Origin of the sequence: Mycobacterium sp. SP-6446, assembly GCF_001954045.1 — a bacterium.
Classification (GTDB): Bacteria; Actinomycetota; Actinomycetes; order Mycobacteriales; family Mycobacteriaceae; genus Mycobacterium.
The window spans coordinates 1-15,767 of record NZ_MBEM01000041.1; the positions used below are offsets into that span (position 1 = coordinate 1).

At 65.9% G+C, this 15,767-nt stretch carries 16 protein-coding genes, 2 tRNA genes and 2 pseudogenes; 6 read left to right on the forward strand and 14 right to left on the reverse strand.

The genetic code is table 11. The annotated features are described in order from the left end of the window. From hadA to A5736_RS03200, 5 genes are all read right to left on the reverse strand, one after another. Positions 1 to 381, reverse strand: a 381-nt coding sequence (hadA, locus tag A5736_RS03180; protein ID WP_076244481.1) for a (3R)-hydroxyacyl-ACP dehydratase subunit HadA, incomplete at its 3' end; no start/stop codon positions are given. Between the two features lie 49 nt (positions 382 to 430). After that, positions 431 to 598 carry a 50S ribosomal protein L33 gene (rpmG, locus tag A5736_RS03185; protein ID WP_007167776.1) on the reverse strand — a complete coding sequence of 56 codons (168 nt, stop codon included), beginning with the start codon at positions 596 to 598 and terminating at the stop codon, positions 431 to 433. Between the two features lie 42 nt (positions 599 to 640). Next, positions 641 to 714: transfer RNA gene (locus A5736_RS03190), tRNA-Met, on the reverse strand. A gap of 46 nt (positions 715 to 760) precedes the next feature. Next, positions 761 to 833, reverse strand: a tRNA-Thr gene (locus tag A5736_RS03195). Between the two features lie 107 nt (positions 834 to 940). Then, on the reverse strand, positions 941 to 1,156 hold the full coding sequence (locus A5736_RS03200; RefSeq protein ID WP_076126649.1) for a type II toxin-antitoxin system VapB family antitoxin: 216 nt from the start codon (positions 1,154 to 1,156) through the stop codon (positions 941 to 943). An 88-nt stretch (positions 1,157 to 1,244) separates the two neighbouring features. Between A5736_RS03200 and A5736_RS03205 the strand changes: the two genes are divergently transcribed. The 5 genes and pseudogenes from A5736_RS03205 (at position 1,245) to A5736_RS03225 (ending at position 6,666) form a co-directional block, all read left to right on the forward strand. Further along, entirely contained in the window at positions 1,245 to 1,967 is a 723-nt protein-coding gene (locus A5736_RS03205) for an MBL fold metallo-hydrolase (RefSeq protein WP_076244483.1), read from the forward strand. A 73-nt stretch (positions 1,968 to 2,040) separates the two neighbouring features. Continuing rightward, positions 2,041 to 2,930 (forward strand): annotated as a pseudogene (locus A5736_RS03210) (hypothetical protein). A gap of 37 nt (positions 2,931 to 2,967) precedes the next feature. Then, on the forward strand, positions 2,968 to 3,663 hold the full coding sequence (locus A5736_RS03215) for a crotonase/enoyl-CoA hydratase family protein (RefSeq protein ID WP_076126642.1): 696 nt from the start codon (positions 2,968 to 2,970) through the stop codon (positions 3,661 to 3,663). A 64-nt stretch (positions 3,664 to 3,727) separates the two neighbouring features. Then, positions 3,728 to 6,190, forward strand: coding sequence for a molybdopterin oxidoreductase family protein (locus A5736_RS03220; protein WP_076244502.1), 2,463 nt, complete (start codon positions 3,728 to 3,730; stop codon positions 6,188 to 6,190). Continuing rightward, positions 6,187 to 6,666: a hypothetical protein gene (locus A5736_RS03225; RefSeq protein WP_076244485.1), complete on the forward strand. Its 480-nt coding sequence runs from the start codon at positions 6,187 to 6,189 to the stop codon at positions 6,664 to 6,666. Before A5736_RS03220 ends, A5736_RS03225 begins: the two co-directional genes overlap by 4 nt. Positions 6,667 to 6,830: 164 nt before the next feature. Here A5736_RS03225 and A5736_RS03230 read toward each other — a convergent pair whose 3' ends face one another. The 6 genes from A5736_RS03230 to A5736_RS03255 are packed head-to-tail and all read right to left on the reverse strand — an operon-like array spanning position 6,831 to position 11,302. Further along, positions 6,831 to 7,844, reverse strand: coding sequence for a patatin-like phospholipase family protein (locus tag A5736_RS03230; protein ID WP_076244487.1), 1,014 nt, complete (start codon positions 7,842 to 7,844; stop codon positions 6,831 to 6,833). Beyond that, positions 7,844 to 8,311, reverse strand: a complete 468-nt coding sequence (cynS, locus tag A5736_RS03235; protein WP_076060940.1) for a cyanase — start codon at positions 8,309 to 8,311, stop codon at positions 7,844 to 7,846. The genes A5736_RS03230 and cynS overlap by 1 nt, the downstream gene beginning before the upstream one ends. 12 nt (positions 8,312 to 8,323) lie before the next feature. Continuing rightward, on the reverse strand, positions 8,324 to 9,097 hold the full coding sequence (locus tag A5736_RS03240; protein ID WP_076244489.1) for a class I SAM-dependent methyltransferase: 774 nt from the start codon (positions 9,095 to 9,097) through the stop codon (positions 8,324 to 8,326). Continuing rightward, positions 9,084 to 9,599, reverse strand: a complete 516-nt coding sequence (locus A5736_RS03245) for a nitroreductase family protein (RefSeq protein ID WP_076126633.1) — start codon at positions 9,597 to 9,599, stop codon at positions 9,084 to 9,086. The genes A5736_RS03240 and A5736_RS03245 overlap by 14 nt, the downstream gene beginning before the upstream one ends. Before the next feature lie 10 nt (positions 9,600 to 9,609). Continuing rightward, positions 9,610 to 10,170, reverse strand: coding sequence for a phospholipase D-like domain-containing protein (locus A5736_RS03250; RefSeq protein ID WP_076244491.1), 561 nt, complete (start codon positions 10,168 to 10,170; stop codon positions 9,610 to 9,612). 13 nt (positions 10,171 to 10,183) lie between these two features. Next, positions 10,184 to 11,302 (reverse strand): DUF2235 domain-containing protein, encoded by a 1,119-nt coding sequence (locus A5736_RS03255; RefSeq protein ID WP_076244493.1) that lies wholly within the window; start codon positions 11,300 to 11,302, stop codon positions 10,184 to 10,186. Positions 11,303 to 11,355: 53 nt separating this feature from the next. Here A5736_RS03255 and A5736_RS03260 point away from each other — a divergent pair, with 53 nt between their 5' ends. After that, positions 11,356 to 12,099 (forward strand): TVP38/TMEM64 family protein, encoded by a 744-nt coding sequence (locus A5736_RS03260; protein ID WP_076244495.1) that lies wholly within the window; start codon positions 11,356 to 11,358, stop codon positions 12,097 to 12,099. A gap of 12 nt (positions 12,100 to 12,111) precedes the next feature. On the opposite strand, the gene A5736_RS03265 is transcribed toward A5736_RS03260, so the two are convergent. The 3 genes and pseudogenes from A5736_RS03265 to A5736_RS03275 form a co-directional block, all read right to left on the reverse strand. Further along, positions 12,112 to 13,662 carry an MCE family protein gene (locus A5736_RS03265; protein WP_076244497.1) on the reverse strand — a complete coding sequence of 517 codons (1,551 nt, stop codon included), beginning with the start codon at positions 13,660 to 13,662 and terminating at the stop codon, positions 12,112 to 12,114. A 3-nt stretch (positions 13,663 to 13,665) separates the two neighbouring features. Next, positions 13,666 to 14,808, reverse strand: a complete 1,143-nt coding sequence (locus tag A5736_RS03270) for a virulence factor Mce family protein (protein ID WP_076244498.1) — start codon at positions 14,806 to 14,808, stop codon at positions 13,666 to 13,668. After that, positions 14,805 to 15,767, reverse strand: a pseudogene (locus A5736_RS03275) (MlaD family protein); the annotation flags it as partial. The gene A5736_RS03270 and the pseudogene A5736_RS03275, both read right to left, overlap by 4 nt.

Below are 15,767 nucleotides of genomic sequence, written 5' to 3' on the forward strand. Positions count from 1 at the left end.
GACGATGTTCTTGGTCACGATGATCTGGGTGCCGTGCGACTGGCGGACCGAGTCCACATAGACGTCGCAGTACAGCTTGTCGCCGTCGACGATCGGCTTCTTGTATTTCAGCACCTGGTCGACCTGGACGATCTGCGCGTCCTCGACCGCGATGTTCGCGTAGTTGAAGAACGCGTTTTGGGCCTTGTAGCCGAACACAGAGATGAAGGTCAGCGGGGCCAGCAAACCGTGATAACCCAGCTCGGCGGCCGCTTTCTCCTCGAAGAAGGGCGCGTCGTCATTCTGGACGGCTACCGCGTACTCGCGGATCTTCTCCCGCTCCACCTCGTAATGGTCGGGATAGCGGTAATGCATCCCGACGATGTTGGTCTTTAACGGCACGGCTCTCGAATCTACCTAGTCAGTCTCAATAAACGGTCGCCGGTTCGCGCTAGCGGGTCTCGCGGTGCGCCTGATGCTTGCCACAGTTCGGGCAGAACTTCTTCAGCTCCATCCGGTCGGGGTCGTTGCGGCGATTCTTCTTGGTGATGTAGTTACGGTGCTTGCACACCTCGCACGCCAGGGTGATCTTCGGCCGGACGTCGGTACTGGAAGCCATGACGGTTCTCTCTCAAATCTCTCAAAGTGCGTTGTTGTGTTGTAGCGATGGCCGGACTCGAACCGGCGACCTAACGATTATGAGTCGTTCGCTCTAACCGACTGAGCTACATCGCCTTGTCCACCCTGGGTCGGGGCCGCCACGCCTGCTCGGCATCCGCCGAGCCCCCTAACGGAATCGAACCGTTGACCTTTTCCTTACCATGGAAACGCTCTACCGACTGAGCTAAGGGGGCCGTTCGCCCGAAGCGACCAGTCGTCCCGCGGGCCTAAAAGAGGGTACAGCCTGGCTCGCAACGGCACCAAACCACAGGCGCGGGCCTGGAGTTGCCGGGGGCAAGGTCTAACCGGTGTCGCTCCTGCGGCGGGGTTCCCAGGCGCTGAGGTCGCTGAACTCGTCGTAGTCGCCCTCGCGCTGATCTTTGTGAGCGGCATCCGTTTCGCCGAGCAAGGTCCGCAGCGCGAGATGGATGGCCTCGCGCGCGTCGGCCAAGTGGTATCGGCGTATCACTTCCTGGACAAGCTCGAAGTCCACGTCGATCTCGAACTTCTTCAGCATGGGCTAACGATACCCAGTACGGACCGGTTGAAGCGGCTGCTGGCGGGCGCGCCGGAAAGCGCACGGCGGCGGGTCATAGTCTGGTGAGGTGTCAGATTCGTCCGAGGACCGGCTGTACTTCCGTCAACTGCTTTCCGGTCGCGATTTCGCCGCCGGCGACATGTTTGCGACACAAATGCGCAATTTCGCCTATCTGATCGGCGACCGGCGGACCGGAGATTGTGTGGTGGTCGACCCGGCATACGCCGCGGGCGACCTGCTCGACGCGCTGGAGGCCGATGACATGCACTTGTCCGGGGTGCTGGTGACCCACCATCACCCCGACCATGTGGGCGGAAACATGATGGGCTTCGAGCTCAAGGGACTGGCCGAGCTGCTGGAGCGAGCCAGCGTGCCGGTGCACGTGAATACCCATGAGGCACTTTGGGTTTCGCGGGTTACCGGGATCGGGCTGGGCGACCTCACCACCCACGAGCACCGCGACAAGATCAGCATCGGCGACATCGAAATCGAGCTGTTGCACACGCCGGGTCACACGCCCGGCAGCCAGTGCTTCCTGTTGGACGGCCGACTGGTCGCGGGTGACACGCTGTTCCTCGACGGCTGCGGGCGCACCGACTTTCCGGGCGGCGACTCCGACGAGATGTATCGCAGCCTGCAGCAGCTCGCGGCGCTTCCCGGCGATCCGACGGTGTTTCCGGGGCACTGGTATTCCACGGATCCCAGTGCCTCGTTGTCGGAGGTCAAGCGGTCCAACTACGTGTACCGGCCCGCCAACCTCGATCAGTGGCGAATGTTGATGGGCGGCTGAAAAACTCAGCGGCCTCAGGAATGCGGCGATATTCGCCCGGCACCTCTACTATCAGTCCAGCGAAATTCGTGCGATGACAGATAAGCGGAGGGCCGTTTCAATGGGGTGGATCCAGGACAGCTGGCACGGGGTCACCGATGTCGGGTCCAGCACCTGGCTGGCGTGGGCGGCCTGGGCGGCCATCGCGCTCGGCGTCGTCGCGCTGGTGTTCGCAAACCGGCAGATCAACCGCAGCCGCCGGTTGGCGTCGGAGCAGACCCGACCCCACGTCGCCATGCTCATGGAACCGCACGCCGCGGACTGGCACGTGATCGAGCTCGTGGTCCGGAATTTCGGCCAGACCGCGGCGTATGACATCCGCTTTTCATTTCCAAATCCCCCGACCGTGGCCGAATACGAAAATGCGTCGGACGGCTACGCCGATGTCGTCCCACTGCAGCTTCCCCGCGAGCTGCCGGTACTAGCGCCCGGCCAGGAATGGCGAATGGTGTGGGATTCCGCGCTCGACCGCGGCGAAATTGGAAGCGGTATCGAGTCGCGCTTTACCGGCAAGGTGATCTACTACGACCGCCCCGATGCGCCGCGCGGATGGCGGTTCTGGCAGCGCGAACGCCGCCCGCTGGAGACCAGCGTGGTGCTGGACTGGGAGGCCCTGCCACCCGTTCAGCGCATCGAGTTGATGACGACGCACGACCTGGCGAAGCGGGAAAAGCAGAAGCTGGAACTGCTGCGCGGGCTGCTCACCTACTTCCACTACGCGAGCAAGGAAACGCGTCCCGACGTGTTCCGCAGCGAGATCGAACGAATCAACGGCGCGGTGCAGGAAACCCAGGACCGGTGGCGCACCCGGCAGCTCGACGAACCCACTGATGTCAGCCTGCGCTGGGGTAACGCCGAAAACGAACTGGGCAAGCATCGCGGCCAGCACGTGTGACGGCGGGCCGGCTGCGGGAATCGATCTGATTCAATCGACTGCGCGTCCGTATCAAAGGAGTGAGCCATGAGCGGCCCGGTCACCTACAGCCGTAACGAGTCCATCGCGGTCATCCGCATGGACGACGGCAAAGTCAACGCGCTGGGCCCGACCATGCAGCAGGCCCTCAACGACGCCATCGACCAGGCCGACAGTGACGATGTGGGCGCGGTGGTGATCGCCGGCAACGAGAGGGTGTTCAGCGGCGGATTCGACCTGAAGATTCTGACCTCGGGTGAGGTGCAGCCGGCGATCGACATGCTCAGGGGCGGCTTCGAGCTGGCGCATCGACTGTTGTCCTACCCGAAGCCGGTGGTAATGGCTTGCACCGGCCACGCCATCGCGATGGGGGCGTTCCTGTTGTCGTCCGGCGATCACCGGGTGGCCGCGCATGCGTACAACATTCAGGCCAACGAGGTCGCTATCGGGATGATCATCCCGTATGCCGCTCTGGAGATCATGAAGCTGCGCCTGACGCGTTCGGCGTACCAGCAAGCAACCGGCCTGGCCAAGACGTTCTTCGGCGAGACCGCCCTCGCGGCGGGCTTTGTCGACGAGATCGTCCTGCCCGAGATGGTGCTCAGCCGCGCCGAAGAAGCCGCGCAGGAATTCGCTGGCCTGCACCAGCACGCGCACGCCGCGACCAAGTTGCGCGCCCGCGCCGACGCGCTGGCGGCCATCCGCGCCGGAATCGACGGGATAGAGGCCGAGTTCGGCGTGTAGTTCGGCGTCCGACCGTCCGCCGCAGCGGTTTTGAACAGTCACCCCCGGGTACGCCTCACGGGTGGTGGCAACCGACCGAATCGCACACCCGTGGGGCAGGCGGACGCCGTACGAGCCGGGCCAGCCGTGGCCTTTGCGCGTCGACGATTACCTGGCGGGTGACATCAGCCCCGAGTCGGTGGACCAGTGGGTGCAATCGGCGGCGGTGCTGCACTCCAACGGCGACGGACTCGACATCGCCGTCAAGGACGGGCGCATCGTCGGCGTCCGGGGGCGTCCGATAGACCGCGTCAACCGTGGACGGCTGGATCCCAAGGACCTATTCGGCTGGCAGGCCAACGCATCCCGAGACCGACTCACCACTCCCCTGATTCGCACCGACGGCGAACTGCGGCCCTGTGAGTGGGACACCGCCATGGACCGGATCGTGGCGCGCACCCGACAGTTGCTCGACGCGCAAGGCCCCGGGTCGATCGGCTTCTACACCTCCGGACAACTCTTCTTGGAGGAGTACTACACCCAGGGTGTGATTGCTCACGGCGCGATCGGCACCAACCACGTCGACGGCAATACGCGGCTGTGCACGGCGACAGCCGCTGAAGCGCTGAAGGAATCGTTCGGCAGCGACGGACAGCCCGGCTCCTACACCGACGTCGATCACGCCGACGTCATTGCGCTGTTCGGACACAACGTCGCCGAAACGCAGACGGTGCTGTGGGCGCGAATGCTCGACCGGCTCGCGGGCGCCGCGCCGCCGGCCATCGTGTGCGTGGACCCGCGGCGTACGCCGGTGGCGAGCAAGGCCACCGTCCACCTGGCGCCGCTGCCGGGAACGAACGTGGCACTGATGAACGGCCTGCTGCACGAGATCATCGCCCACGACTGGCTCGACCACGACTACATCCGCACGCACACAGTGGGTTTCGACGAGTTGCGGCAGCGGGTCTCAGATTTCGGTCCGGAGCGGGCCGCCGCGATTTGCGACGTCGAGGCCGAAGACATCCGGCACGCGGCGCGCCTTCTGGGCACAGCCGAACGATTGTTGTCCACTGTGTTGCAGGGCTTCTACCAATCCCATCAGGCCACGGCGGCCGCCGTGCAAGTCAACAACATTCACTTGGCGCGGGGCATGCTGGGCAAGCCGGGATGCGGCGTGCTGCAGATGAATGGGCAGCCGACAGCGCAAAACACTCGCGAATGCGGAGCCGACGGAGACCTGGCCGGGTTCCGCAATTGGGCCAACGACGACCACGTCGCCGACCTCGCCGAGTTGTGGAACCTTGAGGTGCAACAGATCCCGCACTACGCGCCGCCGACGCATGCGATGCAGATGTTCCGCTACGCCGAGGAAGGGACGCTGCGCATGCTGTGGGTCACGGCGACCAATCCCGCGGTGTCGCTGCCGGAGCTGGCGCGCGTGCGGACGATCCTGGCCCAGCAGCGGTTGTTCCTGATAGTCCAGGACATCTTCCTCACGGAGACGGCCGACCTCGCCGATGTCGTGCTGCCCGCCGCCGCGTGGGGCGAAAAGACCGGCACCTTCACCAACGCCGACCGCACCGTGCACCTCTCCGAAAAGGCCGTGGAGCCACCGGGTTCGGCGCGCAGCGACCTCGACATCTTCCTCGACTATGCACGGCGAATGGACTTCCGCGACAAGGACGGCCGACCGCTTCCGGCGTGGACGGATGCCGAGTCGGCGTTCGAGGCCTGGAAGAAATGCAGCGCCGGCCGGCCCTGCGATTACACCGGCCTGACGTATGCGAAGCTACGCGGCGGCAGTGGAATCCAATGGCCCTGCAACGCTGACCATCCCGACGGCACCGAGCGGCTGTATGCCGACGGGAAGTTCTGGGCCACGCCGGACTACTGCGAAGCGTACGGCAAGGATCTGATCACCGGCGCGCCGCTGGAGCCCACCGAATACCGGGCGATGAACCCGGACGGCAAAGCCATAATCAAAGCCGCACAATATATTCCAGCGCACGAGCGGCCGACGTCGAACTATCCGTTCGCGTTGATCACCGGCCGCACCCTGTATCACTTCCACACCCGCACCAAAACCGCCCGGGCACCGCAATTGCAGCAAGCCGCGCCGGAGGTGTGGGTGGAAGTCTCAGAACCGGATGCCCGCCGCCTCGGCGTTACCGAGGGCGATCGCGTCGAGGTCAACACGCCGCGCGGCACGATCGCCTGCGCCGCCCGGATCAGCGGTATCCGCGAGGGAGTGTTGTTTGTGCCGTTCCACTACGGCTACTGGGATACCGGCGACAACGATGGTCATCGCCGGGGTCACCACCGCGCCGGCAACGAGCTCACCCTCACCGATTGGGATCCGGTGTCCAAGCAGCCCATCTACAAGACCGCCGCCGCGCAGCTGGTGAAGAGCCGATCGCGCGGACGTCTTCCGGGCAATGTCTGCTATGCGCCGACCACGACGGCGTCGGCGCCGGTCAACGGCGCGGCGCCGGCGACCGAGGGCGGAATTGCGGCTCAGTCGGGCGAAGTGCTGGTCGACGGATCATGAAGCTCAAGCTGGCGCTTCGCGAGCTGCATCGCTCGGAACGCAAACTCGCGCATGAACTCAACGTCGTGGCCGCGCGCCACCACAGCGACCAGGACGTCTCGCACCTGGCTCGGGATCTGGCCGGATGGTCGCAGGACCATCTGGAGAAATTGGCCCGTCACGGCCGAAACTACAGTCTGCGGCTGACCGCCCGCCCCTGGACCAGCTCGCTGACGGGCGTTGTGCAGGCACGGATCAGCGACATGTTGCGCCACCGAGCCGAGCCGGCGCTGGTGCTATTGGCCGACCTGCGGCGGGTACATCGGCTGGCCGCCGGAACGTCGCTGGACTGGGAACTGCTCGGTCAAGCCGCGCAGGCCGCCCACGACGAGGAATTGCTGGGCCTGACCTCGCGCTGCCACCCCGAGACGCTACGCCAGATGCGCTGGGCCAACGCCATGCTGAAGGAACTCTCGCCGCAGGCGTTGACCAGCTGAAAGTTGGCGCGATGCAACATGATTCAGTTTGGTGGAGAAGGCGATGCGGTTGCCCGGGCAACCGCCTCCCCTCATGTCGCCTCCTCCATTCGGAAGTCTGACACGTTTGCGCGATGCCGTCACTTCACCCCGTGACCAGGCCTTTCGGCCCGAAAGGGTGGCGGTCAACCGGCCCAGCGGAAGCGCTTGAGATACGCGGTCCAGTCCCACGTCGCCAGAAACTCTTGCGCCGCCTCGTAACCCCTGTCGTAGAGCTCTTCGAGGCGCCCGGGCGCGACGTCGAAGTCGAGCACGCCCACGTTGGTCGACTCGACCGGGATCGCGCGGGCGGCGACCCACGGCCGGTTGAGGTGCGTCTGGTCGTGGCCGGCCAGCATCGTGGTGAGCAGGCTTTCCAACAACGCCGTCTGTTCGAAGAAGCGCAGGGGTTTCAGCGCGGGCATCACCGCGAGGATGCCCTCGTTGAGCCTCGGCAGCACCGTGATCCCGAACGTGGGCCATCGTGGCGGTTTGCCGTCCGGCCGGTCGAAGGTGTCGATCGGGAAGTTCGAGAGCACACCGCCGTCGACCAGGGTCGACGTCTCGCCGCTCGCGCTCGTCAGCTTGACCGGGCGGTAGAAGAACGGGATCGCCATCGAAGCGCGCACCGCCTCGGCGACCGGCTGCTCGTCGGGGTCTAGCCCGTAGAGCCGCCGGTAATCCCACGGCAGCCGCACCAATTGCGCCGCGGTCAGGTCGGCGACGGTGACCACCAGCTTGTATTGCCATCCCTCGACCGGGTGGTCCTCGGCGAGGACCAGATCGCCGAAGGAGGTGACGCCCAGGTTCTTCAGCTCGCTGCGAATCCAGTCGTAGGCAACGTCGCCGCGGTACATGCTCGTGTCCCGCACCAGTCCCCACGCGGCACCGAGAAAGGGGACGGGCCCCGCATCGCGCCACTGGTGCAGCGGCACCGAGAAGGCGAGTTCCTTCATGTCCGCGCTGCTCAGCTGGCCGCCTGTGGACCCGGCCGCCAAGATCGCCGCAACCACCGATCCGGCCGACACACCCGAGATCCGCTTGATCGAATAGCCGGCATCCATCAGCGCGACGATGGCGCCCACCAGACCGATGAACTTCACGCCACCACCGGAGAGCACCAGATCCACCGATTTCGGCTGTGCTGCCTTGACCGCCATTAGTTCTCCGCCGAAACCCAGTCGTAGGGAAGGAATTTCCCGTCGAATGTCACCACCACGCGGTCGCCCGACGGGTGCGGCTTCTTTTGCAGGTCGACGCTGAAGTTGATCGCGCTCATGATGCCGTCGCCGAACCGCTCGTGAATCAATTCCTTGATGGCGCCGCCGTACACCTGAAGCGCTTCGTAGAACCGGTAGATGGTGGGGTCGGTCGGCACCGTCGTAGGCAGTCCGCCACGCATGGGCGGGGCGGCCAGCACGGCTACCGCCGACTCGTCGAGACCCAGCATCTCGACCAAGACCTTGCCGAGTTCGACGGGGATGGGGTGCTGACCAAGCAATGCTGACGTCGTCCACACGACCGGCCGGCCGATAGCATCCGCCAGCTCCTGCCACGTTAGGCCGCGCGCGAGGCGGGCAACGACGATCTGCTCGGTGACTTCGTTTCTCGTCATGCGTCCCAGCATGCACCGCCGGACCTAGCCGGGTTTCGTCGCGGTGACCAAGCGGGTGGCGAACCACGGCCCGCCGTACCACATGCGCCACCCCAGGTTGCGGCGCCGCACGTCGAGCCAGCCCAGCTCGCGCAAGCGCGCGGCGTGCTGATGGGTCTCCCACAGGTCGGCAATGGCCAGGCGGCCGCCCGGCCGCAACACCCGAACCGCTTCGTCCAAGGCCTGTCGCCGGTCGGCGCGTTTCGGAATGTTATGGATCGCCAGGCTGCTCACGATCACGTCGACGCTCTCGTCCCCCAACGGCAGGGCGGTCATGTCGGCGGTGTACACCTCGACGCGCTCGGCCACGCTTTCCAGGGCCGCGTTGGATAACGTTGCCTCCTGGGAGTTTTCGGTCTGATCGGCCCGCCACAGGTCGACGCCCACCGCGCGGCCCTGCGGCAGTCGCTTGGCCGCGGCCAGCAACACCGCGCCCCGCCCACACCCGAGGTCGAGCAACGTTTCGTCCCCGCGCAGTCGTAGGTTGTCCAACACGTCGTCCCAGACGCGAAACTTGCCCGATCTCGTCGCGTAGATGTAGGAGGCGGCCGTCGCGAGAATCTCGACGGCCGACGCGGCCGCGAGCGACGCCGCCAAGCGGTTACCGCGGGCCAGCGCGAAGCCGGCGCCCGCGAGCAGGGCAGCGGAAGTGGCTGCGACGCCGGCTAATTGGGCTCGTGCCGAGATGGTATGAAACGAGCCGTCGTATCCGTATTCGCCCTTGCGCGCGTCGGCAGTCACCGGTTCACCAGCGGCCACGGTGGACCACCTCGTCGAAGGGGCGCCGATTCGGTTTGCGGATCGGTGCCAGGGGCCGGTCGGCGGGATAACCGACGCCGAGCATGAAGGCCACCAGGTGGTCGTCGGGGACGCCCAGGATGGCGCGCGCCTTCTCCTGATCCCCCACCGACGAATGGCCGGTGCCGATCCCCAGGTCGGTGGCCGCGATCATCATCGCCATCGTCGCCTGGCCGACGTCGTAGTTGTCCGTCACCAGCCGGCGCTCGTCTGGCGGCACCGGCACCACGATGACGATCGCGGCCGCGGCCGCGGCGATGTGACCGGCGCCCATCCAGACCGTGGAAAGCTCCTTGAGTTGAGTCGGGTCGGTGACGATGACGAAGTCCCACGGCTGACGGTTTTTCGCCGACGGCGCCCGCCATCCGGCCTCGGCGATCCGGTTCAGGTCGGCCTCCGGCACCGGTTCCGGCGTGTATTGCCGGACGTTGCGCCGGGCGCGGATCGCGTCCCACGTTTCCATCTCGCCCCCTCTAGTGCGTGGTTCCGGGTTGTGCCTTGGCGGCCATCTGCTTGAGCATGTCGTCGTGGATGATGTCGATCCGCGAGCGGGCTTCCGCGCAGACCAGTGGGTCGCGGATGACGGTGAGCTGGTTGTCCTGCCTGGTCTCTCCGCCCTGGGACCAATTCGTGGAGCCCGTGACGACGTCGACCCCGTCGATGATCACCATCTTCAAATGCATGATCGCCGACTTCTCGCTGTGGCCGATCGCAATGCTGTTGCCGGTCTTGTCATTCAGCCACTCTGCCAGTAGACCGCGCTCGGCGACTCCCTTGGCTTGCGTGGAATCGAGACTCAGCTGCACATAGATCTTTTCGTCCTGCAGCTTGGACTTGAGAACCGAATTCAGCTCCGGATCGTCGTAGCCGTACATCGCCACGACGAGGCTCTTGTCGGCGGAAGTCAGCAACGCCTTGAGCGCGTCGTGGACGCGGTCGACGGGGCTGTAGAACGTGCGGGTGTGGTCGGGGTAGCCGGGCGGGAAGGGCGCGGCTTTGTACTGGTCGAGCTCGGGCAGCGAATCAAGTGCCATGACAGTTGCTCCTCTACAACGCTGGAGTCGTCCAATCCGGCTGGGCGGCGCTGGCCTGTAGCTGCTCGGCGCTCAGCTTAGGCAAGTATCCCGGGTCTTCGCGGCGGCGCACCAGCACGCTCGGGTGCAGCAGCGCGTCGGGAGGAATCGGCCGACGCCGCCGCCCCACCAGGTACCACAGTTTGCCGTTGTCGTGGATCGGCGCGGTCGCGAAGTCCTCGGTCACCGCGCACTGCTGCCGGTAATCGTCCGCGTTGATCGCCAGCTCGTGGGCGACGCCGTCGACGATCCACTTCAGCGCGATCGTGGCGAGCCGGTGGTCGGGCATGAAGGTGCCCCCCACGTCGGCGTGCACCCCGGCGAACCACCGCTCCTCGAGCCCCAGCGGGTGCCGTTCCACGAGGTATTCGCGGTAGGGACGGCGACGTTCGTCTATCGAGACGGCGTGGCGGATGCGGGCCACGTTGGGCAGCGTGCGCGTGTACGGCCAGCGCAAGGTGCCGAACCGCAGGAAGCCAGCCGCCTTGACGGTGTCCCACAGGCCCAGGTACGCCACCGGCACCGCGTAGTGCCACACCTGATTCGGATTGTTCTGGCGCACAGTCGAAAACAGCGGTTCGCCCTCGGTGCGCCAACAGAACGCGCGGGCAAACTCGCCCCAGAGGTCGTACTCGTTCTGAGTGAAATCCCGGTTGATGGCGTACTTTTCGACCGCGTAAGGCAGCAGATTCTCCGAACCGGGTCGCATCAGCCCCGGCCGCAGCAGCATCCCGGCCAGCGCGCGGGCGGTATATGCGCCGCGGCTGAACCCGAATATGTAGATCGCATCGCCGGGCCGCCAATGTTCCATCAAGTACCGATATGCCTGTGCCACATTGTCTTTCAAACCTACACCGAATGCTTGCTCGAATAGCAGCGACGCGGTGCGATGCAGCGCCGAGTGCGCGGCGGCCGGGGCCAGCGTACCCACGCCGGGGTCGTAGTAGGTCAGTTGACTGGTTGGATCGTCCTTCGCCAGCAGCTCGAAGAGCTTGGCGACATTGGTGAGATTGCCGGCCCCGATTTGGTTGGCGGTGCCGTCAAGGCAGACCACGATCCGCTTGCGCTGCGGTGACTCGGGGTGTTCGGTCATGGTTTGGGCCTCCCATGTCGCATAGTAAGACGGTTGCGGAAGAATGACGCCCGATGCCCGACGACGACGGTCCCGCACCGGAGACCCGACCCACGTCCCGACGCAGCCACATCGCGCGACTCGCCGTGTTCGCCGCGTTCTTGGCCGCGATGTTCTATCTCTTGGCCGTCAAGCGAATTGTCGACATCGAGGATCTGCGGGGCGTGGTTTCGGCGACGGGCCCGGCAGGCCCGCTGACCTACGTCGTGATGTCGACCGCGCTGGGCGCGATGTTCGTGCCGGGCTCGATTCTGGCGGCGGGCAGCGGGCTGTTGTTCGGCCCCGTGGTGGGCGTCTTCGTGACGCTGGGCGCGGCGGTGGGTACGGCGATCGTCGCCAGCCGCCTGGGCCGTCGGGCCGGCCGCAACAGCGCTCGGGCGCTGCTGGGCCCGGCACGCGCCGACCGTATCGACGCGCTGATCGAGCGCCGCGGGCTGTGGGCAGTTGTGGGTCAGCGCTTTGTCCCGGGCATATCGGATGCGCTCGCCTCCTACGCGTTCGGGGCGTTCGGAGTTCCGTTGTGGCAGATGGCCGTCGGTTCGTTCATCGGTTCGTTGCCGCGCGCTTTCGCCTACACCGCGCTGGGCGCATCGATCGGCAATCGGTCGCCCGCTTTGGCCTACGCGGCGATAGCGGTGTGGTGCGTGTCGGCCGTCGTCGGTGCGTTCGCCGCGCGACGCGGGTACCGGAGCTGGCGTCGCCACGCCCGCCACGAGAAAACCGGCGGCACAGCGGATCCGGAAGCCGAGGCGCACTGACGAAACGCCGCTTCAGCCGGCCGGTGTCAGCATCTTCTTCCACCCCTCGTCGCCGATGTTGGTCGAGTTCTCAACGGAATAGACCACGCCGTCAGGCCCGACGACTTTGCCGCTCTGCACGTCATAGATTGCAGCGGAAAGCGAATCCGGGGTGTAGACGCACGGATTGGGCTGCTGGCCGTTGCAGCGGACGGTGCCCGATCCGGGTCGCTGCAGCGGGTCGCTGACCGGGGGCGGCGTGCCCGGCAGCCGATCGGCGGGCAGCGGGTTGAGACCGTTGTTGACCGACGGCGCGGGGATCACCAGACCGGGTTTCACCGGCTGGTCACACCGCGCGGCCGGGGCGGGGCACGTCAGGATCTGATTCGGGTCTCCGTACCACGGATTGGTTCCGAGCGGCACATACGGCTCGGTGCTGCGGCACTCCCGCGGGGTCGCGGCCCGCTTGCCCGGCACGTCCGCGCACGGGTAGTTGCGTGCCCCGCGGACGACGTTCTGCGCGTCCATCGGGATCTTGCAGTACGTCCCACTGGGTAGCGGCGCGGTGCTGGTATCGGCCGGCGCCCGCCATTCCGATGCCGGCAGGAAGCCGGTCAGGCACGGCGGTGGCTGGTTGAGGGACAGGGCGCCGACGCCAAGCGACGCCTGGCCCGGAAATTCCGACGTAACGGATTGGGCGGCCGCTGCGGACTGTGGCAAGAACACCAACGCCTGCTCGACGCCGTTGTGGTAGCGCTTGAGCATGTCGATCACGACCTCGAGATTGGCCAGGGTCTGGGGTAGCGATTCCCGCACGTCGCCGAACGTGGCGTTGACCTGCTCGGCGGTCGGCGCCGCGTTGGCCAGGATGCGACGAATCGCCTGATCCTGCTGCGCGGTCTGCGTGGTCAGGGTGTTGAGGTTGGCGGCCCAACGCGCGATGTCGTCACCCGAATTGACCTGGCTGTCGATGATGGGCGCCGAACGGTCGATGATGTCGTCGACGTCGCCGATGCTGCCGTCGAAGTCGTGGCTGATGCCCTGGGCGGCGTCGACCAGGCGGCGAAGTGACGGGCCCAGCCCACCCAGGGCCTGTGACGCCTCGTAGAGGAGCGACGCCACCTTGTCCTTGGGCAGCACGGCCAAGCCGCGGTTGGCGGCATCGAGCGCGGGGCCGATCTGGCTGGGGACCGTGCTTCTGGTGATCGTCTGATTGTTCTCGAGGTATGGACCGCCGGTGCGGGTCGACACCAGATCGAGGTACTGCTCACCGACCGCCGACACGGAGTGCACATTGGCCCACGTGTCGGTCGGGATCTGATAGCCGTTGTCGATGCTCATCGTCGCCCGCGCACCGCGCGCGGTCGGGTCGACGGCGGTGACCGTCCCGATGGTGATGCCCCGATACGTGACGTTGGCGGTTCGATAAAGTCCACCGGACTGCGGCAATTCGGCATAGAGCGTGTAGCGCCCGATGCCGACGAGGCTGGGTATCCGCAGGAAGTACCAGCCCAGGACCACCACCGCGGCGACCGCCAATACCACCAACAAAACCAGTTGGGTTTTGATGAGGCGAGTCAGCATCTTTCACTCGCCCCTTTCCACCAGCGGTCCGCCCGGGGCGTCATTCGGGTTCGGCGTATAGCGGACGTCCGGGATCATCGTGGCCGGATCGCGGCCCCACGCCTGCTCGAGCGCTCGGAACATGCCGGAGAGCCCCGTTCCGGTCAGCAGCGCGTTATCCAGGGCGGACAGGGTCAGGTCGATCCCGGCCGAAATGTTGATGTAGTCGCCGCGGATCAGCTTCGGGACACCGTCGATGTTGAACGGCGCGGTTAGGCCCAGCCGCAACGCATCGACCGTCAGCGGCGAGGCCCGCTCGAGCTGAATGAGCGGCCGCTGCAAGGACTCCAGGTTCTGGCGCAGGTTGCGCCGCGAATCCGACAGCGCCTGGTTCGCGACGTCGCTGAACCTGCCCAGGGATTCGACGGCGTCGGCGAACAATTCGCGGGTGTCGGCGAAGTGCCGGATCAGCGGTGGGATGTCGGTAAGCACCCGATCCAGCGTGTCGTTGTGTTCGGCGATGGCGGCCAGGAGTTGGTTGGTCGAGTCGATTGCGCGCGTGAGATCACCGGTTCGCCGGTTCAGTTCGGCGGTGAATGTGTCCAGCCGCCCGAGGAATTCGCGAACCTGATCGACGTGGCCGTCGAGGGCATTGAGGATCTCGTTTTGGATCACCTCGAGGTGTGTGATGCCGCCTCCGGTCAGGATGACGGCGATGCTGGCCAACGTGCGTTCGACGGTCGGGTACGCCGAGGAGTTCATCAGGCCGATCGTGTCGCCGGTCTTCAACGGTTGCGGCGACGGGTTTTTCGGCGCGGCCAGCTCGACGTGCTGAGTGCCCAACAGGCTGGTCTGGCCGATCTTCGCGGTCGCGTTTGCCGGAAGCTTCACGCTCGGATCGATATCCAGCGTCAGGGTCGCGATCCAGTTCTTCAGCCTGATGTCACGCACCGTGCCGACCCAGACGTCGGCGACCCGCACCCGGCTATTGGTGTTCAGCGCCAGCGTGTCGGGCACCTGGACGTAGATCGTCATGTGGCCCGCGCCGGTGCCACGGCCGACCGGCAGCGGCACGTTGGCGATGCCGCGCCAGGCGCACGAAGTCAGCGCCAACGCCATCACCACCGACAGTCCGCGGCGTCCGGCGCCGACGATCAGGCGCTTCATCGGCCCGGCCCCGGCTGTGCGGGCTGCAAAAACCACGGCGGCGCAGGCGGATTAGACTCGTCGTAGGCGTTCGGCGGTCCGGGTAGGTTGCTCGCCGGCGGCGGGGGCGGGGCGTCCGGACCACCCATCAGCTCGGCCAGCGAGTCCGGGGTGAGCACGTTCGCCGTAAACGGCTGAACCTGGGTCCCCTGCATACCGGGTGCGACCACCCAGCCCGGTTCATGGTTGCCGTGCGAAAAGGGCGTGTCCGGCGAGAAGATCCCCGGCACGGTGGTGTCCTTGTAGCCCGGGGGCGGGCGCAGCCGCTCCTCGGAGTACGCCACCTCCTTGGGCAAGGTGTCCGCCGAGCTGAAAAAGTTCGCGCTGAACGGCAGGTAATTGAACTTGATGGAGTCCAGCACCGGCGCCAGATACTGCGCGCACAGCTCGGCCGAGTCTTGATAGCCGAGCCGGCTCCCGGCCTGGATGGAACTGCAGATGAAATGAATCGGGTTCGCGAAGTTGGGAAATACGAACGAACCCACCAGCGAGCTGTGCGCGGGATAGTAGATGTTGTTGATGTTGCCCGCGAAGGTGGGCAGCACGTGCAACGCCGTTTCCAGACCGTCCCGCGGCTCGGGTTGCAGGAGCGCGGTGGTCGCGTCGGCGAGGTTGTTGACATCGTGACTAAGCGCGGACCTGTTGTCGTTCACAAACTTTCGCGTGACGGCCAGCACCTCGTCGACTCGCGCGACAGTGTCTGCCACATCGTGATCGGATTTGGTGAACCAATCGGTGAACTGAGCCAGGTTGTCGTTGAGGGCGACGAACTGTCGGTCGTTCTGATACAGCGCGCCGATGAATTGCGCCAGGCTTCGGGTGATCGAGACGAAGTCGCCCCGGCCCTCGTTCAGCGCGGTCAACGCCTCCGACAGGCTGTTCAGGGTGTCGTGGACCTGCTTGCCCTTGCCGGCCAGGTT

What these genes read in the sequence shown, in the direction of transcription:
- rpmG (WP_007167776.1), bottom strand. Translation starts at nt 598, where the DNA reads ATGGCTTCCAGTACCGACGTCCGGCCGAAGATCACCCTGGCGTGCGAG.
- A5736_RS03265 (WP_076244497.1), bottom strand. Translation starts at nt 13,662, where the DNA reads ATGCTGACTCGCCTCATCAAAACCCAACTGGTTTTGTTGGTGGTATTG.
- A5736_RS03200 (WP_076126649.1), bottom strand. Translation starts at nt 1,156, where the DNA reads ATGCTGAAGAAGTTCGAGATCGACGTGGACTTCGAGCTTGTCCAGGAA.
- A5736_RS03225 (WP_076244485.1), top strand. Translation starts at nt 6,187, where the DNA reads ATGAAGCTCAAGCTGGCGCTTCGCGAGCTGCATCGCTCGGAACGCAAA.
- A5736_RS03255 (WP_076244493.1), bottom strand. Translation starts at nt 11,302, where the DNA reads ATGACCGAACACCCCGAGTCACCGCAGCGCAAGCGGATCGTGGTCTGC.
- A5736_RS03215 (WP_076126642.1), top strand. Translation starts at nt 2,968, where the DNA reads ATGAGCGGCCCGGTCACCTACAGCCGTAACGAGTCCATCGCGGTCATC.
- A5736_RS03260 (WP_076244495.1), top strand. Translation starts at nt 11,356, where the DNA reads ATGCCCGACGACGACGGTCCCGCACCGGAGACCCGACCCACGTCCCGA.
- A5736_RS03250 (WP_076244491.1), bottom strand. Translation starts at nt 10,170, where the DNA reads ATGGCACTTGATTCGCTGCCCGAGCTCGACCAGTACAAAGCCGCGCCC.
- A5736_RS03270 (WP_076244498.1), bottom strand. Translation starts at nt 14,808, where the DNA reads ATGAAGCGCCTGATCGTCGGCGCCGGACGCCGCGGACTGTCGGTGGTG.
- A5736_RS03230 (WP_076244487.1), bottom strand. Translation starts at nt 7,844, where the DNA reads ATGGCGGTCAAGGCAGCACAGCCGAAATCGGTGGATCTGGTGCTCTCC.
- A5736_RS03245 (WP_076126633.1), bottom strand. Translation starts at nt 9,599, where the DNA reads ATGGAAACGTGGGACGCGATCCGCGCCCGGCGCAACGTCCGGCAATAC.
- cynS (WP_076060940.1), bottom strand. Translation starts at nt 8,311, where the DNA reads ATGCTGGGACGCATGACGAGAAACGAAGTCACCGAGCAGATCGTCGTT.